The sequence below is a fragment of the Luteibacter yeojuensis genome (genome assembly GCF_011742875.1).
GTDB lineage: Bacteria > Pseudomonadota > Gammaproteobacteria > Xanthomonadales > Rhodanobacteraceae > Luteibacter > Luteibacter yeojuensis.
The window spans coordinates 3,070,696-3,093,683 of sequence record NZ_JAAQTL010000001.1; the positions used below are offsets into that span (position 1 = coordinate 3,070,696).

Annotated in this window: 21 protein-coding genes and 1 pseudogene; 7 read left to right on the forward strand and 15 right to left on the reverse strand. The window is 66.7% G+C overall.

What is annotated here, in order from left to right; all coding sequences use genetic code 11:
- Positions 1-155: 155 nt before the first annotated feature.
- A complete protein-coding gene (gene dnaN / locus HBF32_RS13900) occupies positions 156-1,256 on the reverse strand; it encodes a DNA polymerase III subunit beta (RefSeq protein WP_166700197.1) in 1,101 nt (366 codons plus the stop codon).
- A 213-nt stretch (positions 1,257-1,469) separates the two neighbouring features.
- Entirely contained in the window at positions 1,470-2,822 is a 1,353-nt protein-coding gene (gene dnaA / locus HBF32_RS13905; protein WP_166700198.1) for a chromosomal replication initiator protein DnaA, read from the reverse strand.
- 200 nt (positions 2,823-3,022) lie between these two features.
- Here dnaA and rpmH point away from each other — a divergent pair, with 200 nt between their 5' ends.
- The 4 genes from rpmH to mnmE all read left to right on the forward strand — a co-directional run bounded on the left by rpmH (position 3,023) and on the right by mnmE (position 6,723).
- Positions 3,023-3,157, forward strand: a complete 135-nt coding sequence (rpmH, locus tag HBF32_RS13910) for a 50S ribosomal protein L34 (RefSeq protein WP_008211413.1) — start codon at positions 3,023-3,025, stop codon at positions 3,155-3,157.
- Positions 3,158-3,171: 14 nt separating this feature from the next.
- The gene (gene rnpA / locus HBF32_RS13915; RefSeq protein WP_166700199.1) at positions 3,172-3,552 is read left to right on the forward strand and encodes a ribonuclease P protein component; all 381 of its coding nucleotides are present in this window, start codon (positions 3,172-3,174) and stop codon (positions 3,550-3,552) included.
- A 65-nt stretch (positions 3,553-3,617) separates the two neighbouring features.
- Positions 3,618-5,327, forward strand: coding sequence for a membrane protein insertase YidC (yidC, locus tag HBF32_RS13920; protein ID WP_166700200.1), 1,710 nt, complete (start codon positions 3,618-3,620; stop codon positions 5,325-5,327).
- A gap of 52 nt (positions 5,328-5,379) precedes the next feature.
- The gene (mnmE, locus tag HBF32_RS13925; protein WP_166700201.1) at positions 5,380-6,723 is read left to right on the forward strand and encodes a tRNA uridine-5-carboxymethylaminomethyl(34) synthesis GTPase MnmE; all 1,344 of its coding nucleotides are present in this window, start codon (positions 5,380-5,382) and stop codon (positions 6,721-6,723) included.
- An 11-nt stretch (positions 6,724-6,734) separates the two neighbouring features.
- Here the strand turns inward: mnmE and HBF32_RS13930 are convergent, their stop codons facing one another.
- From HBF32_RS13930 to HBF32_RS13940, 3 genes are all read right to left on the reverse strand, one after another.
- Positions 6,735-7,679 carry an outer membrane protein gene (locus tag HBF32_RS13930; protein ID WP_166700202.1) on the reverse strand — a complete coding sequence of 315 codons (945 nt, stop codon included), beginning with the start codon at positions 7,677-7,679 and terminating at the stop codon, positions 6,735-6,737.
- A 180-nt stretch (positions 7,680-7,859) separates the two neighbouring features.
- Positions 7,860-9,083 (reverse strand): MFS transporter, encoded by a 1,224-nt coding sequence (locus HBF32_RS13935; protein WP_166700203.1) that lies wholly within the window; start codon positions 9,081-9,083, stop codon positions 7,860-7,862.
- A 114-nt stretch (positions 9,084-9,197) separates the two neighbouring features.
- Positions 9,198-10,088, reverse strand: a complete 891-nt coding sequence (locus HBF32_RS13940; protein WP_166700561.1) for a LysR family transcriptional regulator — start codon at positions 10,086-10,088, stop codon at positions 9,198-9,200.
- 114 nt (positions 10,089-10,202) lie between these two features.
- Here HBF32_RS13940 and HBF32_RS13945 point away from each other — a divergent pair, with 114 nt between their 5' ends.
- Positions 10,203-11,252 (forward strand): NAD(P)-dependent alcohol dehydrogenase, encoded by a 1,050-nt coding sequence (locus tag HBF32_RS13945; RefSeq protein WP_166700204.1) that lies wholly within the window; start codon positions 10,203-10,205, stop codon positions 11,250-11,252.
- A 2-nt stretch (positions 11,253-11,254) separates the two neighbouring features.
- Here the strand turns inward: HBF32_RS13945 and HBF32_RS13950 are convergent, their stop codons facing one another.
- Positions 11,255-11,695 carry a winged helix-turn-helix transcriptional regulator gene (locus tag HBF32_RS13950; RefSeq protein ID WP_166700205.1) on the reverse strand — a complete coding sequence of 147 codons (441 nt, stop codon included), beginning with the start codon at positions 11,693-11,695 and terminating at the stop codon, positions 11,255-11,257.
- Between the two features lie 76 nt (positions 11,696-11,771).
- Here HBF32_RS13950 and HBF32_RS13955 point away from each other — a divergent pair, with 76 nt between their 5' ends.
- Both HBF32_RS13955 and HBF32_RS13960 read left to right on the forward strand, forming a co-directional pair.
- The gene (locus HBF32_RS13955) at positions 11,772-12,566 is read left to right on the forward strand and encodes an SDR family NAD(P)-dependent oxidoreductase (RefSeq protein ID WP_166700206.1); all 795 of its coding nucleotides are present in this window, start codon (positions 11,772-11,774) and stop codon (positions 12,564-12,566) included.
- Between the two features lie 139 nt (positions 12,567-12,705).
- Positions 12,706-15,159, forward strand: a pseudogene (locus HBF32_RS13960) (FtsK/SpoIIIE family DNA translocase); the annotation flags it as partial.
- 9 nt (positions 15,160-15,168) lie between these two features.
- On the opposite strand, the gene rbsB reads toward HBF32_RS13960, so the two are convergent.
- The 9 genes from rbsB to hslV all read right to left on the reverse strand — a co-directional run bounded on the left by rbsB (position 15,169) and on the right by hslV (position 22,968).
- Positions 15,169-16,104 (reverse strand): ribose ABC transporter substrate-binding protein RbsB, encoded by a 936-nt coding sequence (rbsB, locus tag HBF32_RS13965; RefSeq protein WP_166700208.1) that lies wholly within the window; start codon positions 16,102-16,104, stop codon positions 15,169-15,171.
- 17 nt (positions 16,105-16,121) lie between these two features.
- Positions 16,122-17,063 carry an ABC transporter permease subunit gene (locus tag HBF32_RS13970; protein ID WP_166700209.1) on the reverse strand — a complete coding sequence of 314 codons (942 nt, stop codon included), beginning with the start codon at positions 17,061-17,063 and terminating at the stop codon, positions 16,122-16,124.
- Between the two features lies 1 nt (position 17,064).
- Positions 17,065-18,546, reverse strand: a complete 1,482-nt coding sequence (locus HBF32_RS13975) for a sugar ABC transporter ATP-binding protein (RefSeq protein WP_166700210.1) — start codon at positions 18,544-18,546, stop codon at positions 17,065-17,067.
- Entirely contained in the window at positions 18,543-18,944 is a 402-nt protein-coding gene (gene rbsD / locus HBF32_RS13980) for a D-ribose pyranase (protein ID WP_166700211.1), read from the reverse strand. Before rbsD ends, HBF32_RS13975 begins: the two co-directional genes overlap by 4 nt.
- Positions 18,941-19,837 (reverse strand): ribokinase, encoded by an 897-nt coding sequence (gene rbsK, locus HBF32_RS13985; RefSeq protein ID WP_166700212.1) that lies wholly within the window; start codon positions 19,835-19,837, stop codon positions 18,941-18,943. Before rbsK ends, rbsD begins: the two co-directional genes overlap by 4 nt.
- Before the next feature lie 100 nt (positions 19,838-19,937).
- Positions 19,938-20,291 (reverse strand): gamma-butyrobetaine hydroxylase-like domain-containing protein, encoded by a 354-nt coding sequence (locus HBF32_RS13990; RefSeq protein ID WP_166700213.1) that lies wholly within the window; start codon positions 20,289-20,291, stop codon positions 19,938-19,940.
- A 144-nt stretch (positions 20,292-20,435) separates the two neighbouring features.
- On the reverse strand, positions 20,436-21,053 hold the full coding sequence (locus HBF32_RS13995; RefSeq protein WP_166700214.1) for a hypothetical protein: 618 nt from the start codon (positions 21,051-21,053) through the stop codon (positions 20,436-20,438).
- A gap of 39 nt (positions 21,054-21,092) precedes the next feature.
- The gene (gene hslU, locus HBF32_RS14000; RefSeq protein ID WP_166700215.1) at positions 21,093-22,430 is read right to left on the reverse strand and encodes an ATP-dependent protease ATPase subunit HslU; all 1,338 of its coding nucleotides are present in this window, start codon (positions 22,428-22,430) and stop codon (positions 21,093-21,095) included.
- Positions 22,431-22,434: 4 nt separating this feature from the next.
- Complete coding sequence (gene hslV, locus HBF32_RS14005) at positions 22,435-22,968, reverse strand: ATP-dependent protease subunit HslV (protein ID WP_166700216.1); 534 nt, start codon at positions 22,966-22,968, stop codon at positions 22,435-22,437.
- Positions 22,969-22,988 lie beyond the last annotated feature (20 nt).

Consider the following 22,988-nt stretch of genomic DNA (forward strand, 5'->3'; position numbering starts at 1 on the left):
TCCCATCCAAAACGGACGACGCCGGGGTGTCCAAGACATCCCCGGCGTCGAAAGCCGAACATCGCAATGCAGTGGAGCGGTGCCTGCCGTTCGTGCCGCGCAAGCCCTAAGACTGGCGCGAAAGGCCGGCGCGGACAAGTCCGCTCCTGCAAGGGTCAGAGACGAAGCGGCATCACCACGTGACGGGCCTCGTCGTTCCCCTCTTCCTGGAGAAGGCAGCTGGACTGGGCGTCGCGCAGATTGATGCGGACCTTGTCACCACGCAGGGCGCCCAGGGCGTCGAGGAGATACCCGACGTTGAAGCCTACAGCCAGGTCGTCGACCGCCGTCTCGGCTTCCACCTCTTCCTGCGCTTCTTCCTGCTCCGGGTTGTGCGCCACGATCTTGATGCGACCGGGGCTCAGTTCCAGCTTCACGCCGCGGTACTTTTCGTTCGAGAGGATCGCCGCGCGCTGCAGGGCGCTGCGAAGCACGTCGCGCTCGATCGTCGCGGTCTTGTCGGCGCCAAGCGGAATCACCGCCTCGTAGTCCGGGAAGCGGCCGTCGATCAGCTTCGACGTGAACACCACGCCGCCGCGACGCACGCGCAGGTGGTTCCGGCCGAACTCCAGCTCCACCGAGCCCTCGCCGGACTCGAACAGGCCGATCAGCTCGTTCACGCCCTTGCGCGGAATGATGATCTGGCGGCGGGTGGAAACGGAGCTTTCGAGCTTGGTTTCCTTGAGTGCCAGGCGGTGCCCGTCGGTGGCTACGCAGCGCAGCGTGTGCTCCTGGAGGTCCAGCAGCATGCCGTTCAAGTAGTAGCGAACGTCCTGGTTCGCCATGGCGAAGGCCGTGCGGTCCATCAGATCGCGCAGCACTTCCTCGGGAAGCGTCACGCGTTCGACCAGTTCGATCTCGTCGATGATCGGGAATTCGCTGGACGGCAACGTGGCCAGGGTGAAGCGGCTGCGGCCGGCGTTCAGCGCGATGCGCTCGCCGTTCAACTTGATGTCGATCTTCGCGCCATCGGGCAATGCACGAACGATGTCGAACAGCTTGCGCGCCGGAATCGTGATTTCGCCTTCCTGCACGCCGTCGGCGGCAGTGGTGGCAATCATCTCGACCTCGAGGTCGGTGCCGGTGAACGACACCTCGCTACCGGAGGCGCGAACCAGAAGGTTGGCCAGCACGGGCAGCGTCTGGCGGCGTTCCACGACGCCCACCACCTGCTGCAGGGGTTTGAGCAGTACTTCCCTCTGGATGCTGAATTGCATGCGTCCCCTACTCCTGCTTTTAAGTTTTTAAGATTTTATTGGTGGTAGTTGTTGGGCCGGTGGATATCTTGAAAAGCCTGAAAAACAAATATGTTTCAAGGACTTGTTCTTGGATATCGACTGGCTTGAACACGCGGTTTCGTGTGGGTGCCTTGTGGATAACTTCAGGCGTCGAAACCGTCCTCCGTCCATCCACCTATTATCCACAGCTTCTCAGCCCGTCAAGATACGTATGAGCTGCTCCCAGTCCTGGCGCATGCGTACGTCCTTCTCGCAGAAACCGCGGATCGTGCGGCAGGCATGCAGCACCGTCGTATGGTCGCGGCCCCCGAACGCCTCCCCGATCTCCGGCAGGCTGTGCTCGGTCAGTTCCTTGGACAGGGCCATGGCCACCTGACGGGGGCGCGCCAGCGAGCGCACGCGGCGCTTGGAGAGCAGGTCGGACAGGCGTACCTGGTAGTAGTCGGCCACCGTCTTCTGGATGTTCGGCACCGTCACGGCCTGCGCATGCGTGTTGAGCAGGTCGCGCAGGGTTTCCTCCGCGAAATCCGTGGTGATCGGCTTGCGGTAGAAGTTGGCGCGCGCCGCTAGCGTATTGAGCGCGCCCTCGAGGTCGCGCACGTTGGAACGGATGCGCTTGGCCAGCAGCATCGCGACGTCCTCGGAGACTTCCATTTCCTTCTCCGCCGCCTTCGACAGCAGGATGGCCGCGCGCGTCTCGAAATCCGGCGGCTCGATCGCCACCGACAGGCCCCAGCCGAGGCGCGACTTCAGGCGCGGCTCGAGCTTGTCGAGTTCCTTCGGATAGCGGTCGCAGGTGAGGATGATCTGCTGCTTCGCCTCGAACAGCGCGTTGAAGGTATGGAAGAACTCTTCCTGCGTGGTGTCCTTGCCGGCGAAGAACTGGATGTCGTCGATCAGCAGCGCGTCCACCGAACGGAAGCGGCGCTTGAAGTCGTCCATGTTCTTCTGTTGCAGGGCCTTCACCATGCCGCTGACGAACTGTTCCGAGCGAAGGTAGAGCACCTTCGCGCCGGGATTGTTCTGCATGAGCATGTTGCCGGCGGCATGCATGAGATGCGTCTTGCCGAGGCCCGTGCCGCCGTAAAGGAGCAGCGGGTTGTAAGCGCGGCCGGGATTCATCGCGACCTGCATGGCCGCGGCCTTGCCCAGCTGGTTCGACTTGCCTTCGACGAAGGTTTCGAAGGTGTAGTGCGGATCCAGGTTGTGCACGTGCGGCGGTTCGTGGACCGGCTCCGCCGCGCGCGGCGCTGCCGCGGGGCTCGGCGCCGTCGACGAGGCCGGTCGGGCGGGCGCCGGCCGGCCGCCCGACGAGCCGACTTCCAGGCGCACGGGCAGGGTACGGCCGCTCAGGTGCTCGACGATCGACTGGATCTTGTCCAGGTACTGATCGCGCACGGTATCCAGCGAATAGGGGTTGGGGGCGTAGAGGAACAGACCGTGGCCGTCCTCCCTGGCCTGCAACGGCATCAGCCAGGTATGGACGTCCTCGGACGTCAACTCGCCTTCAAGACGCTCGAGACAGCGCCTCCAGAGATCACTCATCAGGTATTCTTGCCACAGCAGGGGCGCATGCGCGCGGGGTGGACGAGGAAGTCTACCAGTGTTCCGCCCCCTCCTCGGGCCCCCGTACCCACGGACGTCCCGCGACGTCCCGCGACGTCGCTCGGCCAAGCGGTTGACAGTCTTACGGAATGTCCCGCATACTTTCTGGCCTTTTTCCACCTTCATCCGGATGTAGCGCCATGAAGCGTACTTTCCAGCCCAGCAAGCTCAAGCGTGCACGTACGCACGGCTTCCGCGCCCGCATGGCCACGGCCGACGGCCGCAAGATCCTCAATGCCCGTCGCGCGAAGGGTCGCAAGCGTCTGATTCCGTAAGCGGCTCGCCTGTCGTGCGTGCCGCAGCCTTGCCGCGCGAAGCGCGGCTACGCCGCGCCGCCGACTTCGCAGCCTTGCGAACAGTCAGCGGTCGCCTCGGCGGCCGCTGTTTTCTTTTGCGCTTCGGGAACAACGACGCCGGCACCGCCCGGCTCGGCCTGGCCATCTCCAAGCGCTGCTCGAAACGCGCCGTCGATCGCAACCGGATCAAGCGCCTGGCGCGTGAGGCGTTTCGTCGCGCCCGCCCGGCCCTGCCCGCGGTCGATATCCTCGTCATGGCCCGCGACAGCGCCGTGGGCGAGCCCGGCGCGGTGCTCCTGGCCGAGCTCGACGCCCTGTTCCGCCGCATACGGCCGTTGAAGCCTGAGGGTGCCGACGGCACAATCGCGCGTTGACCCCACCGTCCTTCCCGCCTTTCCCGGCCAGCCGGCCGTGGCGCCATTCGGATCTGGCCTAAGCAATGAATCAAACGCGCACGCTTCTCTTCTTCGCGCTCATGTTCGTGGCGTACCTGCTGTGGACGGAATGGGAGAAGGACTACGGTCCCCATCCTGTCGCCCCGACGCCTGCCGCCCAGACCGACGCCGCCGCCGGCGCGGGCAAGGCGAACGCGGACGCCAGCGTTCCCGGTACCGCGGCACCCGCGACCGTGCCGAACGAAACCGCCGCCGCGCCGACCGACGGCAAGGGTGAGCAGGTCACGCTGTCGAACGATGTGCTCCGCCTGACGATCGACACGCGCGGCGGCAGCATCGTGCGCTCCGAGTTGCTGGCATACCCGGACGAGCCGGCCACGAAGACGAATCCGACCCCGCCGCCGGCACGCCTGCTCGACGACACGCCGGAACACTTCTTCGCCGCGCAGGACGGCCTCGTCAGCAGCAACGGCGCCGCGCCGGACCATCGCGCCCTCTTCCACGCCGAGAAGAAGGAAGCCACGCTGGCCGACGGCCAGAAGTCGGTGAGCCTCGACCTGACCTGGACCGATGCGTCCGGCGTGAAGGTGGTGAAGCGCTACACGCTCAAGCGCACCGATTACGTGGTCGACCTCGACCAGCGTATCGAGAACGGCTCTAGCGCGGCCTGGACCGGTAACGCCTACCACCAGCTGCAGCGCGTGCCCGCGCCGAAGGCCAACTGGTTCAAGGCCTATACGGACCCGGCCCAGCACAGCTTCTTCGGCGCCGCGTGGTACAGCCCCGAGAACAAGTTCGAATCGCTGTCGTTCCTCGACTTCGCCAAGAAGCCGCTGAACCACCAGATCACCGGTGGCTGGATCAGCATGCTGCAGCACTACTTCTTCGTCGCCTGGATTCCGCCGGCCGACCAGAACGTGACCTACAGCAGCACGATCGTCGATCCGAACTCGGCCACGCCGCGCTACCTCGTGCGCGCGTTCGGTCCGGCCATCCAGGTCGCCCCGGGCCAATCCGCCGACAGTGTCGCGCGCCTCTACGTCGGCCCGAAGCTGCAAGGCACGCTCGACGTCATCGCGCCGGGCCTCGAACTCACCAGCAACTACGGCTGGCTGACGATCATCGCCCAGCCGCTGCACTGGCTGCTGTCGAAGCTGCACGCGATCAGCGGCAACTGGGGCGTGGCCATCATCCTGCTCGTGCTGCTCATCAAGGCCGCGCTGTTCAAGCTCACGGATGCGCAGTTCCGCTCCGGCGCGCGCATGCGCAAGCTGCAGCCGCGCGTCGCCGCGCTCAAGGAGCGTTACGGCGACGATCGCATGAAGATGCAGCAGGCCATGATGGAGCTGTACAAGAAGGAGAAGGTGAACCCGATGGCGGGTTGCCTGCCCATCCTCATCACCTTCCCCATCTTCATCGGCCTGCTCCGCGTGCTGTCGGAGTCGATCGAACTGCGCCAGGCGCCGTTCTTCGGCTGGATCCACGATCTTTCCGCGCCGGATCCGCTCTACGTCCTGCCGGTGCTCTACTTCCTGGTCACGCTGCTCACCCAGCGCATGATGCCCACCGCGGGCATGGATCCGACCCAGGCCAAGATGATGAAGGTGATGCCGCTGATCTTCGGCGTGTTCTTCGCCTTCTTCCCGGCGGGCCTCGTGCTCTACTGGACGGTGAACGGTGCCACCAGCCTGCTCCAGCAGTGGTGGATCAACCGTAGCGTGGACAAGGCCGAGATCAAGGCCAGAACGGCTTGACCATCCGGGCGGCGCGTCGAAAGACGCGCCGCTTTGCCATAGCAGGTGCCTCATGAGTCACGCCGACGACACCATCGCAGCCATCGCCACCGGCGCGGGTGCGGCCGGCGTCGGCGCCGTGCGCGTGTCGGGGCCGTTGGCTCCTTCGATCGCGCGCGCCATGCTCGGTCGCGCGCCTTCGCCGCGACATGCGCACTTCGCCGCGTTCCGCGACGGCGACGGCGACCTGATCGACCGGGGCATCCTTCTCTATTTCCCAGGTCCGGCGTCCTACACCGGCGAACACGTGCTGGAACTGCAAGGCCACGGCAGCGCGGTGCTGCTGGACGCCCTGCTTCGACGCGTCGTCGCGCTGGGCGCCCGCCTCGCCCGTCCCGGGGAATTCACCGAACGGGCGTTCCTCAACGGCAAGCTCGATCTCGCGCAGGCGGAAGCGGTGGCCGACGTCGTCGCGGCCACGTCCGAAGCCGGTGCGCGTGCCGCGTTGCGTTCGATGGAGGGCGTGTTCTCCGCGCGCGTCGATGCGCTGCTCGCCGAACTGATCGCGCTTCGTGTGCATATCGAAGCGGCCATCGATTTTCCCGAGGAAGAGATCGACTTCCTCGCCGACCCCGTCATCGGCGCGAACCTCGCCGCGCTGCGCGCGAACCTCGATGCCCTGCTGATAGAAACCCGCCGCGGCGTCCGCCTGAACGACGGCGTCGCCGTGGCGATCGTCGGGCGGCCCAACGCGGGCAAGTCCAGTCTGCTGAATGCATTGGCGGGACAGGAACGCGCCATCGTCACCGACATTCCCGGCACCACGCGCGACGTGTTGCGCGAATCGGTGACGATCGACGGCGCCACGCTCGAACTGGCGGATACGGCAGGCCTGCGCGAGTCCGAGGACATCGTCGAACGCGAAGGCATCCGGCGCGCACGCGCCCAGCTCGAGCGCTGCGACGTCGCCCTCCTCGTCACCGAAGAAGCCCACGCAACCGACGACCTCGCCTTCTTCGAAGGCACACCGGTGCACGCGACCCGCCTGGTCGTCATCAACAAGATCGATCTCGCCCGGACAAAGGCCCGTCGGGCGCAGCGTGACAACCATGAAACGCTCTGGCTGTCCGCTCGCACAGGCGAAGGTATCGACGATCTGCGTGCGATCCTTCGCGATCTCGCTACCGCGGGCGCGGGTGAGGGCGCGTTCAGTGCCCGCCGTCGCCATGTGCTGGCGCTCGAGACCGTGCGCGACCATCTCGCCCGCACGGCTGTCGCGTTGCACGACGTCCATGCGGGCGAACTCGCCGCCGAAGAGTTACGCCACGCCCAGCAGGCGCTGGGAGAGATCACCGGCAGCTATTCGTCCGACGATCTGCTGGGTGCCATCTTCGGTTCGTTCTGCATAGGCAAGTAGGAGCGCGAAGGTCAGAGGGCGTACTGCACGCCCAGCACCCCCGAATGCGTTCGCATCGGTCCGTGCTTCACGCGCCAGTGGTCGGTGGGCGCATGCCCGGCGTAGCGTGTGCTGCCGAAGGTGAAATCGGCCGGCCCGGTGCGAACCATCCGATACTCGACGAATGCGGAAACGTGTCGGGTCATCCGTGCGCGAAGCCCTGCCTTCGCCTGCCATGCCAGCGCGATGTCGCTGGCGCGGTTCCTCGAATTGAAATGGTTCACCTTCTCGCCGGTATCCGGGGTCAGTTCGATCGGTCCCGATGGATGGGTCTGGTATGAAACGGCGCGGCCGGCATCGAGCTTCGCCACGCCGATGCCCAGACCGAGGTAGGGTTCCACGAATCCGCCGGTCTCGTAGGCGAGCACGAGATTCAGCATCGCCGTGCGGACGTCCGTGTGCATCCGGTTCGAAAAACGATGCTCCCCGGGGCCGAATTTATCCTTGACGACGGAGGTCGGATCCTCGCGTTCCGCCTGGCTTGCGTCGGAACCGATATTGGCCACGCCTGAGGCGAGAGGATTGCGCAGATGGGCCGTCTGCCTCGACGAAACATGCATGCCTTCCAGTTCGACGGCGGGAACGATGCCGGAATCCCTTCGGGCGAACCGGTATCCGATATGGACACCGAGCAGACCGCTGCGCCCTTGCCTGGCACGGCCCCTGCCGTCGACGACCAGGTCGAAGTCCTTGAATCCGGGCAGGGCATGGTCGCCGCGAAGGTGAGCCCTGCCGCTTTGCCGTGCATCCTGGCTGGCTCCGCCGCCGACACCGCCGAATACCGAGCCGTACCAGCCTTCATGCGGCCTGTTTGTCTCCGCATGGCCTGCTGCCGGAAGGAAGAGAAGCGAAACCATGGCGCCATGCACCCGGGTCCGGGTGGGCAAGCGCTTCGTGCGCTTATCGAACAATGTCATCTTTCATTCCTGTGAAGTGTCTTCCCTCAACCGTTCGCCTGTCCGTCCGGCGACCGGTGTCGGAAAAGCGTGGCACACATCACATGTTTTCTCATTCCGAAGAATCTCAGTGCGTCACCGCGCGTGCATCCTCCCGCAGGGTGTGACCCACACCCGGGTAGCGAACCGCATCGTCCACGGTCAGCAAGGTTCGGCGGCGACCTCGTCGTCACGGCGTTCGGCCGTGACCGACATCGCCCAGATGGCGAGACCGCATACCGCGAGAAGGCTTCCGACCCAGCCCGGAGACGTCCATCCGTAGCCGTGCGCGATGGCCAGACCTCCGAGGAAAGGCCCCAGCGCATTCGCCGTGTTGAACGCCGAGTGATTGAGCGACGCGGCCAGGCCCTGCGCATCGCCCGCCACGTCCATCAGCCGCGTTTGCAGCACGGTCGCCAGCGCACCGCCGATACCGATGAGGAATACGTTCAGCCCCAGCGTCCAGACGTTGCCGGCAGTGAACGGCAGGATGCCCAGCGTCACTATGCTCCACACCAGCAGGACGCCCGCCGTGCGCATGAGCGCGCGATCCGCGAACACCGGCACGATCATGTTGCCCGCGGTAAGGCCGATGCCGAAGACGCCGATGACCCACGGCACGCTATGCAGCGGCATCCGGGTAACGGTGAGGAGAATGTCCGCCAGGTAGGTGTACACCGCGAACAAGCCGCCGAAGCCGATCGCCCCGATGCCGAGGGTGAGCCAGACCTGCGGCCGCTTCAGCGCGCGGAGTTCGCGCAGCGGACTCGCATGGTCGTCGGCGCGCACTTCCGGAGCGAACGCGGCCACGGCGGACATCGTCGCGATGCCGAGCAGCGCGACCAGCGCGAAAGCCCAGCGCCAGCCGACCGCCTGGCCCAGCCAGCTCGCCAACGGCACACCGACCACCGTGGCGATGGTCAGGCCGAGGAACATCTGGCCGACGGCGCGCGTGCGCCGGTTCGCCGGCACCAGCGAGGAGGCGACCAGCGCCGCGACCCCGAAGTAAGCGCCATGCGGAAGACCCGCGAGGAAGCGGAACGCCAGCATCCAGTGATAGCTGGGCGACAATCCGGTCAGGCCGTTGAACAGCGTGAACATCGCCATGAGGATCAGCAGCAGGCGGCGGCGCGGCACACGCGCTCCGAGCACCGTCATGATCGGCGCACCGACCACCACGCCCAGCGCGTAGGCACTGATGACGTGGCCGGCGGTAGGCGCATCGATGCCCAGGCCCTGGGCGAACAGGGGCAACATGCTCATCGAGGCGAATTCGGTGGTACCGATGGCGAAACCGCCAACGGCGAGGGCCAGGATCACCAGGCCGACATGAGGGGTGCGAACAGGCGGCGTGCCCGTACGGGGGGCGGGTGCGGAGGAGGTCATTGAAGGCTCGGGACGATGGAGCGCGGCGCCGTGGTGCGCCGCAACATCGGCTTAGGATACGCAAGGGCGCGCGCCGGGACCAGCCGCCCGGTCGCCGCCGCTCCCACCGCGCCGTTACCGTTCTTCCCGGATGAACTCGATGAAGGCTCGCAAGGCCGAGGTGACGCGCCGCTGGCGCGGGTAATACAGCATGAAACCCGGATACGGCGGACACCAGTCCTCGAGGACCCGCCGCAGTCGTCCTTCGGCCACCAGTGCGGTCACCTGCTCGTCCAGGACAAGGGTGAAGCCGATACCGGCCAGGGCGGCATCGAGGGCGAGACGCAAGTCCCCGAAGGTCACGCGTCCGCGCACGTCCAGTTCCAGCTTCGTCGCACCCTGCTCGAACTCCCACTTGTAGAGGCGCCCGCTGGGGAAGCGAAAGCGGATGCAATCGTGTTGGAAGAGGTCGTTCGGATGCGTCGGCATGCCGTGTTTCGCGATGTATTCGGGCGATGCCACGCAGGCGCCCCGCTGCTCGCCGCCCATCGGCACGGCGATCATGTCCTCGGGCACCTGCTCGAGGAAGCGGATGCCGGCGTCGAAACCAAGGGCGACGATGTCGATGAGGCCGTCGTTGTCGACCGCCTCGAAATGGATGTCCGGATAGCGCGCCAGGAAGCGGGGCAGCAGGCCGGGCAGCAGCAGCTGGGCCGTCACCCGAGGCATGTTGACGCGGAGGGTGCCCGCCGGCGCGGCGCGGAAGTTGTTCATTTCCTCCAGCGCTTCGCCCACGTCGAGGAGCGCGGGCGCCAGCCGTTCGAGCAGCCGCTGTCCCGCCTCGGTCAGCGAGACACTGCGCGTGGTCCGATGGAACAGCACCACGCCAAGGCGCTCCTCCAGGTTCCGGATCGCATAGCTGATGGCCGAGGTCGTGAGGGTCAGCTCGGCACCTGCCTTGCGGAAGCTCGCATGGCGAGCCACGGCGGCGAAGGCGGCGAGGTGGGAAAGGTTGTCCGGACGCATGATTGTCAAGGATAACTCAACGATTCGTCGCGTAATCCCCGTTGGCGCGAAGAATTGTTGAGCCCTTATCGTTAGCGGCTACCGCTCCACCCCCTTACGAAGAGGATGACCCCCATGTTCGAAGTCCGCGGATTCGCCGCTCCCCAGGCCAACGCGCCCCTCGTCCCCTTCAAGGTGCCGCGTCGCGATGTCGGCCCGAACGATGTGCATATCGAAATCCTCTACAGCGGCATCTGCCACTCCGACCTGCACCAGGCCCAGGACGACTGGGGTCCGGGCATCTTCCCGATGGTTCCCGGCCACGAGATCGTCGGCCGCGTGAAGGCCGTCGGCCCAGGCGTGACGAAGTTCAAGGTGGGCGACTATGCCGGCGTCGGCTGCATGGTCGACTCGTGTCGCGAGTGCGAGTCGTGCAAGCGCGACCTCGAGCAGTACTGCCTCACCCATACCAGCTTCACCTACAACGGCACCGAGCAGGACAAGACCACGCCGACCTACGGCGGCTACTCCACGGACATCGTGGTGCAGGAACGCTTCACGGTGAAGATCTCCGAGAAGCTCGACCTCAAGGCCACCGCTCCGCTCCTGTGCGCCGGCATCACCACGTATTCGCCGTTGCGGCATTGGAAGGTCGGCCCGGGACAGAAGGTGGGCGTCGTCGGCCTCGGCGGTCTCGGCCACATGGGCGTGAAGTTCGCCAAGGCGATGGGCGCGCACGTCACCATGATCACCACGTCGGCCTCCAAGGGCGCCGACGCGAAGCGCCTGGGTGCCGACACTGTCCTGCTCTCCACCGATGCGGACGCGATGAAGGCGGCGGCATCCAGCTTCGACTTCCTGCTCAACACGGTGCCCGTGTCGCACGACCTGAATCCGTACATCAACCTGTTGAAGCTCGACGGCACCATGGTGCTGGTCGGTGTGCTGACCCCGATCGACGGCATGATCGGCGGCGCCCTGATGCTGCCCCGCCGCACCATCGCCGGCTCGGCGATCGGCGGCATGGCGGAAACGCAGGAGATGATGGATTTCTGCGCCGAGCACGGCATCGTGTCGGACATCGAGGTGGTGGACATGGCCTCGATCAACGAGACGTACAAGCGCCTGGTGAAGAACGACGTGCGCTACCGCTTCGTGATCGACATGGCGACGATGCCCGCCTGAGGTCAGTCCGGCATCTCCAGCCGCAACGCCATCCGATCGAGGGGCCTGCCCGTCCTGCCGTCCACGACCACGGCATGGATGGGCGCGCCCGTCTCGCTGTCGACCAGCCGGGACAGCGCCCGGCCGCCCCCGTTGTAACGGCGGCCCCATTCCCCCATCGCGGCCAGGATCGGAAGGAAATCGCGACCCGCCTGGGTCAGCACGTATTCGTCGCGGGGCGGCCGTTCGCTGTAGCGGCGCTTCTCCAAGACACCCGCCTCGGTCAGGGATTTCAATCGGCGCGACAGGATGTTCGGCGCGATGCCGAGGCTGGTTCTGAACTGGTCGAACTGGGTCATGCCCAGGCTCGCGTCGCGGAGGATCAGCGCGCTCCAGGCGTCGCCCACGTGGGCCAGGCCCCGGGAGATCGCGCAGGTGCCTGAAGAAAGTTTGTCGGTGTCCATTTATGATAGCGACGTCGCTATCGTATGGCAACGCAGTAACTATCATTTTGCAATCAACCATGCGGAGTCGACATACATGAACACCCAGAACAAAGGTAAGGCACTGATTACAGGCGCTTCTTCAGGCATCGGCGAAGTCTATGCCGAACGTCTGGCCGACCGCGGCTACGACCTGGTCCTGGTCGCCCGCCGTCTCGACCGCCTCGAAGCCCTGGCCCGGAAGATCGCCGAGCGCACCGGCCGCAAGGCGGAAGTCCTCCAGGCCGACCTTGGCGATCGCGCCGGCATCGCGGCCGTCGAGCGCCGGCTCGCGGAGGACGAGGCGATCACCCTGTTGATCAACAACGCCGGTATCTCGCTGGAAGGCAGCATCCTCGAGAACGGCAGCGCGCAGATCGAGAAGCTCATCACGGTGAACACGCTTGCCCCGACCCTCCTCGCGGCGGCAGCGGCCAAGGCGTTCGTGGCCCGCGACCGCGGCGGCATTGTCAACATCGCCTCCGTGCTGGCCTTCGTGCCGGAGATGATGGACGGTCTGTACAGCGGCACCAAGGCGCACCTGCTCAATATCACCCTCGGCCTCGCGTCGAAGCTGCAAGGCACGAAGGTGCGGGCGCAGGCGGTGCTGCCGGGCGCCACCCGCTCGGAGATCTGGGAGAAGTCGGGCAAGGACGTGGACACCCTCATGCCCGGCATGGTCATGGACACGGCCGACCTGGTCGATGCCGCACTCGTCGGTTACGACCGCGGCGAAGTCGTCACCATCCCGCCACTTGCGGACGAAGGCCAGTTCAAGGCGTACGACGCCGCGCGCCTCGCGATGGCGCCGAACCTGTCGCGCAAGGACGTGGCGCCGCGCTACCGCGCCTGAGCGGTGCCCAACCCTGTCGGCGAGGCTTCCGTGCGCCGACAGGGAGTTACCGTGCCTTTCCGGTTGGCGTCGTACGAATGCGCGCTAAACTAGCGAACTGGTTAGGTTCTCACGGTTCGGCATGCTCGCATTCGTGTTCGGCGCCTTCGGGCTGTCCACCCTCTGGTTGCTTCCCCTGCTCTGGCGATTCGTTGCAGCGCTCGTTCGGCGCAGACGGCCGCCCACGGTCGGACCCGGTGCCATACGGTTCTGGGCCGGCTTCGTCCTGGTGCTGCTGGCGAGTTCGACGCTCGAAGGCCTCGTGGTTTCGCACTACACCGACGATCCCTCGGTGGGCGGCGCCGTATGCCGTGCGCTGGCGACGATGTTCGCCAGCTTTCCGGGAGGTGCGGTGACGGCCTTGCTTGGCGGCGCCGTCCTGGCGATCGCGTTGCCGTGGTATCTCGGCGTGCCCTGGTCGTCGTTCCTCATCCGGACCAATGCCTTGCTCGAACCGGTCGGCGCGCTCGCCATCGAGGGAACGCGCCGGCTGTTTTCGCGTTCGGCCGCACGCGCCAGCGGCCGGCGCGCCGCCTCGGCCGTCCGGCGTGCCGATCGCCCGACCGCTCGCCGGCGGGCGAAGTCCGAGACGAAACGACCCGCGTCCGCGCAGGCGATGCCGACGCGTGCCACGCCTGGCCGTGCCGAATCGCCCGAACCGGCCATGCGGCCGTCCGTGGCCACGCCCGTGCCGCCGCGTCATCGCGCGCGGCCGGATACCGTCATTCGCGAGCCGTGGCTGGCGCCGCGGGCGATGGCATCGTCCGCGCCCGAGACAGGAACCGGCCTCGATTTGCCGTCGGAGCCGGCTCCTCTACAAAGCGATGCCCCCATAGCTCACGAGACCCTGTGGGAACCGGCTGCGCCGGCGATCCCTCGGCAGCGGGCAAACCTGTCGCAAGCACCCATCGCCGCTGAAGCGGCTCCCACAATGACAACCGTTCCCGCCGGTCCGGCGCCGCCGCGAGCGGTGTCGCGATTCGCCATCGCGGCGAACGACGAATCGGTGGCGGAGCCCCCGCGTCCCGCCGAGACGCCCACGCCGCCGACGTCGTTGCGGGCGAGCCGTCCGGAGGCCGTGAGCCTGCCTCCGCTCTCGCTGCTGGCCGCGGCGCGGCGCGACGTCATGTCGATATCCGATGCCGAGCTGGCGGAGACGGGTGAACTGATCGAGCAGCGCCTGCGCGAGTTCAAGGTGCCGGTGCAGGTGGTGGGCGCATCGGCCGGTCCCGTGATCACGCGCTACGAAGTCGAGCCCGCGGTAGGCGTGCGCGGCAACCAGATCGTCGCACTGATGAAGGACCTCGCGCGCGGCCTCGGCCGCACCTCCATCCGCGTCGTCGAGACGATACCCGGCAAGACCTGCATGGGTCTCGAGCTGCCCAACGAACAGCGGCAGATGATCGCGTTGTCGGAAATCCTCGACTCGGCCGAATATCGTGGTTCCGATTCGCAGCTGACGCTCGCCATGGGCAAGGGCATCACGGGCGAACCGGTCGTGGCCGACCTCGCGAAAGCGCCGCACATGCTCGTCGCCGGTACCACGGGATCGGGCAAGTCGGTCGCGGTCAACGCGATGATCCTGTCCATGCTCTACAAAGCCACGCCCGAAGACGTGCGCATGATCATGATCGACCCGAAGATGCTGGAGCTTTCGGTTTACGAAGGCATTCCGCACCTGCTGGCGCCGGTGGTCACCGACATGAAGCTCGCCGCCAACGCGCTGAACTGGTGCGTGGCGGAAATGGAGAACCGCTACAAGCTGATGTCAGACCTGCGCGTGCGCAACCTGGCCGGCTACAACCAGAAGGTGCGCGAGGCACGTGCCGCCGGAAGGCCGTTGTTCAACCCGTTCCCCGCGCATCCGGAAGTACCGGAGCATCTCGACACGCTGCCGACGATCGTCGTGGTGATCGACGAGCTGGCCGACCTCATGATGGTCGCGGGAAAGAAGATCGAGGAACTGATCGCACGCCTGGCGCAGAAGGCGCGCGCGGCGGGCATCCACCTCATCCTCGCGACGCAGCGTCCTTCGGTGGACGTGATCACCGGTCTCATCAAGGCGAACATCCCGACGCGCGTGGCGTTCCAGGTGTCGTCGAAGATCGACTCGCGCACGATCCTCGACCAGATGGGCGCGGAGAGCCTGCTCGGCCAGGGCGACATGCTGTTCCTGCCCCCGGGTACCGGTTACCCGCAACGTATCCACGGCGCCTTCGTCGCCGACGAGGAAGTGCATCGCATCGTCGCGTGGCTGAAGCAGTTCGGCGAGCCGGACTACAAGGAGGAGATTCTCGCCGGCCCCGCCGTCGAGGCCGGCGAGGGAGAACCCGGCGAGGAAGGCATCGACGCCGAACTGGATCCTCTTTACGACGAGGCCGCCGCGTTCGTGCTGCGCTCGCGGCGCGCGTCGATCTCGTTCGTGCAGCGCCAGTTCCGTATCGGTTACAACCGCGCGGCGCGCCTCGTCGAGGCGATGGAAGCGGCCGGCCTGGTCTCGCCGATGGGCATCAACGGCCAGCGCGAGGTGATCGCGCCGGCCCCGCAGGATTAGGCGGCGATCCTATTCCTTGGTCAGGAGTTTGAGCGGCACAGCGATCGATTTCTCCACTGGCTGCTTGTCGATCAGCTTCTTCGCCGTCTCGACGCCGAGCCTGCCGATTTCTTCCGGCTGCTGCGCCACCGTGGCGGCCATGCTGCCGTTCTGCACCGCGGCCTTGCCGTCGGGTGTGCCGTCGAAGCCGACGACCAGCACCTTCTTGTTCTTGCCGGTAAGCGCCTGCACCGCGCCGAGTGCCATCTCGTCGTTCTGCGCGAAGATGGCCTGGACGTCGGCGTGGCCCTGGAGCAGGTTCTCGCTCACCGAAAGGCCCTGCGCGCGGTCGAAGTTGGCGGGCTGCTTCGCCACGATCTTCATGCCGGTCGCGGCGACGGCATCGTCGAAGCCCTGGCCGCGTTCGCGCGACGCCGACGTACCGGCCACGCCCTGCAGCTCGATGATGTTGCCCTTGCCGCCCAGTGCCTTGTCCAGGTAGTCGGCCGCCATCTTTCCGCCCGCGACGTTGTCCGAGGCGATATGCGAAGCGACCTCCGCACCGTCGACGCCACGGTCCAGCGTGACGACAGGGATGTTCGCGCGCTGCGCCGATTGCACGGCACCGGCGAGCGCGGAGGAATCGGTTGGATTGAGCAGGATCACCGACACGCGCTTCTGGATGAGATCCTCCACGCTCGAGATCTGCCGGGCGGGATCGTCCTGCGCGTCGACGACCACGAGCCGCACGCCGGCGTCCTTCGCCGCCTTCTGCGCGCCGTCCTTCAGTTCGACGAAGAACGGATTGTTCTGCGTGGACAGCGCGAGGCCGATCACGGGGGTGCCCGACGCGGCGTTACCGCCGGCGGTCGCGGCCGCCGCCGGCGAGGTGTCGCCCGGACCCTGCTGCGAACAGGCGGAGAGCAGCACGACGGCCGCCGCGGTAAGGAAGTTGAGTGTGCGCATGGTGTGGTCCTCTTGGTTCACTTCCGCCTGTCGAGCAGGACGGCGATAAGGATGACGATGCCCTTGACGACCTGCTGGTAGAACGAGCTGACGCCCAGCAGGTTGAGGCCGTTGTTGAGGAAGCCGATGAGCAGTGCGCCCACCAGCGTGCCGAAGAGCCAGCCGCGGCCGCCGGAAAGGCTGGTGCCGCCGAGCACCACGGCGGCGATGGCGTCGAGCTCGTAACCGACGCCGGCGGTGGGTTGCGCGGAATCCAGGCGCGAGGTGAGCACGATGCCCGCGAAGGCGGAAAGGAGACCGGAGAGCCCGTAGATGGCGAGCTTCATCGGCGCGATGCGCACGCCCGACAGGCGCGCCGCTTCCTCGTTGCCGCCGATGGCCATGACATGGCGTCCGAACACCGTGCCGCGAAGGAGGAAGCCGCACACGCCGAAGGCGGCGAACATCAACACCACGGGCAGCGGCACGAGATGGAAGAGGTATCCCTTGCCGAGCAGGGCGAAGCCCTGGTTCGGTGCCGCGATGGGTGTGCCTTGCGTGTAAACCAGCGTCAGTCCGCGCAGCAACGTGAGCGTGCCGAGCGTGGCGATGAACGGCGCCACCCTGCCCCAGGACACGAGCACGCCGTTGACCATGCCCAGCAGCAGGCCAAGGCCGAGACCCGCGCCCACGGCCACCGTCACACCATGGCCGGCCGCTAGCAATCCGCCCGTGATGGCGCCGGTGAACGCGAGGATGGCGCCGACCGAGAGATCGATACCGCCGGCGAGGATGACGAAGGTCATGCCGAAGGCGATGAGCGCGTTGACCGAAATCTGGCGCAGCACCGACAGCAGGTTGCTCGCGGAAAGGAAATCGGGGCTCAGGACGGAGAGCACGATAAAGAGCAGCAGCAGCCCGATCACCGAGCCCAGTCGCTGGAGCAGCGGCGCCACGCGGTTCCAGTTCACTCGTGTCATGTCACTTGCCTCCGGTCGCGGCGGTTATCACGGCTTCCTGGGTGGTGCCGTGCGCGTCGAGCAATGCCGTGGCATGGCCCTCGTGCATCACGAGGATGCGGTCGCTCATGGCAAGCACCTCCGGCAGTTCCGAGGAGATCATGAGGATCGCCACGCCCTGCTCCGCGAGCTGGTTGATGATGTGGTAGATCTCGGCCTTGCCGCCCACGTCGACACCGCGGGTGGGTTCGTCGAGGATGAGCACGCGCGGCTTCAGCGCCAGCCATTTGGCGAGCACCACCTTCTGCTGGTTGCCGCCGGACAGCGAGCGGACGTCCAGTTCCATGTCGCGCGTGCGGATCTTCAGCGCGTCGATGAGGCCGCGTGTCTGCTTCTTCTCGGCGGGACGGTCGACGAGCCCCGCGTGCGCGGGCACGCGCGGAAGGCTTACGTTCTCGCGCAGGCTGAGGTCGAGGACCAGGCCCTGTGCCTTGCGGTCCTCGGTGACGAAGCCGAACCCGGAGTGGATCGCCTCACTCGGCGAGGTCGGTGTCACGACGACCCCATCGAGGGTCACCTTTCCCGAGGCGAGCGTGTCCAGGCCGAACAGCAATCGCGCCAGCTCGGTGCGGCCGGCGCCTAGCAAGCCGGCCACGCCGAGCACTTCGCCCGCGTGCAGGTCGAAGCTCACGTCGTGCACCATGCCGCCGCCGACGTGTTCGACCTTCAGGCGCACCGCGCCGATCTTCGGCGTGCGCGTGGGGTAGCGTGCATCCAGCGTGCGCCCGACCATCATCTTCACCACCTCGTCGAAGGCGAGGCCGGGGACCGGACGCGTCCCGACGAACTGGCCGTCGCGCAGCACGGAAATGCGGTCGCACAGGGCGAAGATCTCTTCCATGCGGTGCGAGACGTACACGATGCCTTTGCCCTGCTCGCGCAGTTCGCGGATAAGACGGAACAGCGTGTCGGTCTCGTGCTCGGTCAGCGCCGCGGTCGGTTCGTCCATGATCAGCACGCGGGCTTCCTGGCCGAGGGCGCGCGCGATTTCCACCATCTGCTGTCGGCCGACCGAAAGACGCTCGACCAGCGTGTCGGGGTCGAGGCTCTCCATCCCCACGCGCGTCAGCCATTCGGTGGCGCGGCGTCGCATCGCGCGGCGGTCGAGCAGGCCGAAACGGTGGATCTCGCGTCCGAGGAAGAGGTTGTCCGCCACGCTGAGCGAGGGGATGAGGTTCAGTTCCTGGTGGATGATGGCGATGCCGTATCGCTCGGCATCGGCAGGCGTCGCGATCGTCGCGGCCTTGCCGCCCACCTCGATGCTGCCCGCGTCGGGCGCGTAGATCCCCGTGAGGATCTTCATCAGCGTGGATTTGCCCGCGCCGTTCTCGCCCATCAGGGCGTGCACTTCACTCGGCAGCAGTTCGAAATCCACGCCTTCGAGCACCTTCACCGGGCCGAATGCCTTGTGGATGTCGTGCATACGGACGAGGGGTGCGTTCATCGGAAGGTGACGCCCGCATGCAGGATGACGTTGGCGTACGGCGAGGTTTCGCCGGTACGCACGATGGCGACGGCACGGGCGCTCAGCCGCTTCAACTCGTCATGGGGTACCTCGTCCACGCCGACGCCGTCGTTCCGCAGCCGCTCGCCCAGCGCCACCATCGCACGGTTCTTCGCGTGGATCTCGCTCGCCATCGTCACCCGCTCGACGGCCAGCTCGGCATACACCGCCTCGAACACCGTGGCGAACGGCGGCGTGCCGGGAAGCACGGCGAGGTCGATGCAGGGCACGCCCGGAGGTACCGGCAGGCCCACGTCGCCGATGACCAGCGTATCGGTATGGCCCATGGCCGCGACGACACGGTTGAGTTCGGCATGCAACAGGCCGTTGCGCCTCATGGCCGTGCGGCCAGGAAATCCGCCAGCTCGCCGGCGCGGGGCATGCCGTCCTGGGCACCCAGGCGCGACACGGCGATGGCGGCGGCGGCGCAGGCCTTGCGCACGGCGACCTCGAGGCCTTCGGAGAGATACACCGCCAGCGCGGCGTTGAAGGTGTCGCCGGCACCGGTGCTGTCCACGGCCTCGACCTTGAAGCCCGCCTGGTGGCGCGGCTCCTCGTCCTTTTCGCTGAACCACGCACCGTCCTCGCCCCGGGTCAGCACGACCGGGCAGGGCGCGCGACGCATGAGGTCGCGGAAGTCGGCATCGCCTGCGGCGCCGAGCGCCGCGGCGAGCTCATGCTGGTTCGGGGTGAGGAAGCGAACCTGCGACAGCCATTCGAGGGGAAGGCGTTGTGCGGGCGCGGGATTGAGGATGACGGGTACGCCCTCCTCCTGCGCGATGCGCAGCGTGGCCTCGACGGCGTCCAGCGGAATCTCCAGCTGCACCAGCAAGGCGTCGGCACCGCGCACGACGTCGCGCGCGGCTTCGACCTGCGCCGGCGTGACGCGGCCGTTCGCGCCGGGCACGACGACGATGCTGTTCTCGCCGCCGGCGACGGTGATCGACGCGGTGCCGCTGCCGACGCCTTCGACGCGCGCGACATGCGCGACGTCCACGCCTTCGGCGACGAGGCCGTCGTGCAATTGCCGGCCGAACGCGTCGTCGCCGATGCAGCCCACCATCGCCACGCTTGCACCGAGTCGCGCCGCGGCGACGGCCTGGTTCGCGCCCTTGCCGCCGGGAATGGTGAGGAAGCGGTCGCCCGTCAGCGTTTCGCCCGGATCGGGGAAGCGCGGGGCGAGGGTCACCAGGTCCATGTTGATGCTGCCGACGACGACGATTCGCGTCATGCTGGTTCGCTCCTGGGTACGCGTGGGGCGTGGGACGACGGGCCAATATACGTCGTCGAGGCGCGCGAGGCTTTCATGCGCTTGCCCTGGTTTCCCCGACCTAGCGGGAAAGCCCCTTCGCCTCGAGTTCGGCGAGGTAGGCCGGCCATGCCGTGTCGTAGGCGCGACCGAGGTCGTGGAGCGTGTCCCAGCCGAAGATGCCGCTGGCGTGCCCGTCGTCGAAGCGGATCAACACGCCGTAATGGCCGGTGGGTTCGAGTGCCGCGATGCAGACGTCGCGCTTGCCCGAGACCAGAACCTTCTGCCCCGGGCCGTGGCCCTGCACTTCGGCGCTGGGCGAATTCACGCGGAGGTATTCGCAGGGAAGACGGAAGCGCTCGCCGTTGTCGAAAACGACCTCGAGGATGCGCGAGGTCGCATGCAGGACGATGTCGGTGGGGCGGGGATAGACCACGGGCGCTTTCCTGGATCACATTCCTGTAGGAGCCGCTATAGCGGCGAGGAAAGCTCGCCACAGTGTCGCCGGATTCCTCGCCGCTATAGCGGCTCCTACAGAGAGACAGCGGCCACAGGGTTCAGGAGGTGACCGCTCCGGGCGTCAGTTCGCGCGGCCGAAGCCGTCGCCCGTGCCTTGTTCGAGCGGCGGCGGGTCGCCGGCCACCGCGAGGAGGGCCGTGGCGTAGGCGTCTTCCATGCTTACCGTGGAGACTTCATCCCAGGCGAAGAACGACGGCTCGCGCAGCCACTCCGCGTCGGGGGTGATCTCCTGCATGTTGAAGCCCTCGTCGTCCACGCTCACCACGCGGCCGATGTAGCAGACCTCGGACTCGTCCTCGCTGTCGACGTGCACGCCGATGACCGGAGCGTGCGCGGCGGCGGCCTGTACGACCTGCGAGATATCGTCCAGCGGGAAGTCGGCCGGCGGTGTCGGGTGGATACCCTTCATCGTGAGCGCCTTCTCGAGGAAGCCCGCATGCTTGTCCGGCGCCTCGAACTCCGAGATGTCGCGATGCCGCATGATGTACATGCCGTCGTAACTGACGCCGTCGCCCACCACCCAGAGGAGGAAGAACTCGCGGCCGACACCGCCGACATAGCCGCAGAAGCTGCCGTGCTCGAGTTCGCCACGCCACAGACGCACCAGCTGCCGGTTGTCCTGCGCCTCGCGCAGGGTGGCTCGCTGACCGTTGGTTTTGAGATGAATGACCTTGCCCATATACGTCAATAGTTTAGCAGAGGGGCCGCCTCCCGGTGTTCAGAGGATGTAACGGCTCAGATCCTCGTCCTTGACCAGCGAACCCAGGTTGTTGTCGACATATTCGGCGTCGATCGAATACTTTTCGCCGGATTTGTCTGCCGCTTCGAAGGAGATGCGCTCCAGGAGCCGCTCCATGACCGTGTGCAGCCGGCGGGCGCCGATGTTCTCGGTCCGCTCGTTGACCTGGAAGGCCACGTCGGCCAGCCGGTCGATGCCCGAATCGGTGAAGTCCAGGGTCACGCCTTCGGTATCGAGCAGTGCAGCATATTGCTTGGTCAGCGCGTTGTTCGGCTCGCGCAGGATCCGCTTGAAATCGTCCACCGAGAGGGCGCTCAGTTCCACGCGGATCGGCAGGCGGCCCTGCAGCTCGGGGATGAGGTCCGAGGGCTTGGCCAGCGAGAACGCGCCCGAGGCGATGAACAGGATATGGTCGGTCTTGATCGAGCCATAGCGCGTGGACACGGTGGAGCCTTCCACCAGCGGCAGCAGGTCGCGCTGCACGCCTTCGCGGCTGACGCCCGCGCCGCCCCATTCGGAGCGCTGGGCCACCTTGTCGATCTCGTCGATGAAGACGATGCCGTTCTGCTCCGCGCTCTCCACCGCGCGGCTGCGCAGTTCCTCGTCGTTGAGGAGCTTGCCGGCCTCTTCCTCGATGAGGACCGGACGGGCCTGGCGGATGGTCATCTTGCGCTTTTGCGACTTCTGGCCGCCCAGGTTCTGGAACATCTTGCCCAGCTGCTGGCTCATCTCCTCCATGCCCGGCGGGGTCATGATCTCCACGCCCACGTTCATGGCGAAGTCTAGCTCGACCTCGCGATCGTCCAGCGCACCCTCGCGCAGCTGCTTGCGCAGCTTCTGGCGGGTGTCGCTGTCGATCGCCGGCGCGGCGCTGCCGGTGTCGTCCCAGCCGCTGGGCTGGCGCCGTGGCAGCAGCGCGTCGAGCAGGCGGTCCTCGGTGGCATCCTCGGCCTGGCTGCGCACCCGGCCCTTGGCCTGCTCGCGCAGCAGCTTGTACGAGACATCGGCAAGATCGCGGATGATCGACTCCACATCCTTGCCGACGTAACCGACTTCGGTGAACTTCGTGGCTTCGACCTTCACGAACGGGGCGTTGGCCAGCGTGGCCAGGCGACGGGCGATCTCGGTCTTGCCCACGCCGGTAGGCCCGATCATCAGGATGTTCTTGGGCGTGACCTCGTCGCGCATGCCCGGGTCGAGCTGCATGCGGCGCCAGCGGTTGCGCAGGGCGATGGCCACGGCGCGCTTGGCGTCGTGCTGGCCGATGATGTAGCGGTCGAGTTCGTTGACGATTTCGCGGGGAGTGAGTTCGGACATCGGCTCAGAGCTCTTCGATCGAATAGTTGTGATTGGTGTAGATGCAGATATCGCCGGCGATCTTGAGCGCTTTCTCCACGATCGTGCGCGCATCCAGCTCGGTATTCTCCATCAGGGCCAGGGCGGCCGACTGGGCGTAAGGACCGCCCGAGCCAATCGCGATGAGGCCGTGCTCCGGCTCGAGCACGTCGCCGTTGCCGGAAATCAGGAGGGAGGCCTCCCTGTCGGCCACGGCCAGCATGGCTTCCAGGCGGCCCAGGCGGCGGTCGGTGCGCCATTCCTTGGCCATTTCCACCGCGGAACGGGTGAGGTTGCCGCCGTGCTTGACCAGTTTTTCCTCGAACAGCTCGAACAGCGTGAAGGCGTCGGCGGTGGCGCCCGCGAACCCGGCGAGGACGTCGCCCTTGCCCAGGCGGCGCACCTTGCGGGCGTTGGCCTTCATCACGGTATTGCCGAGGGTGACCTGTCCGTCACTGCCGATGACGACCTTGCCGTCGCGGCGGACGCAGACGATGGTCGTGGCGTGCATCGGTTCCATAGTGCGTTCCTTGGGGGAGA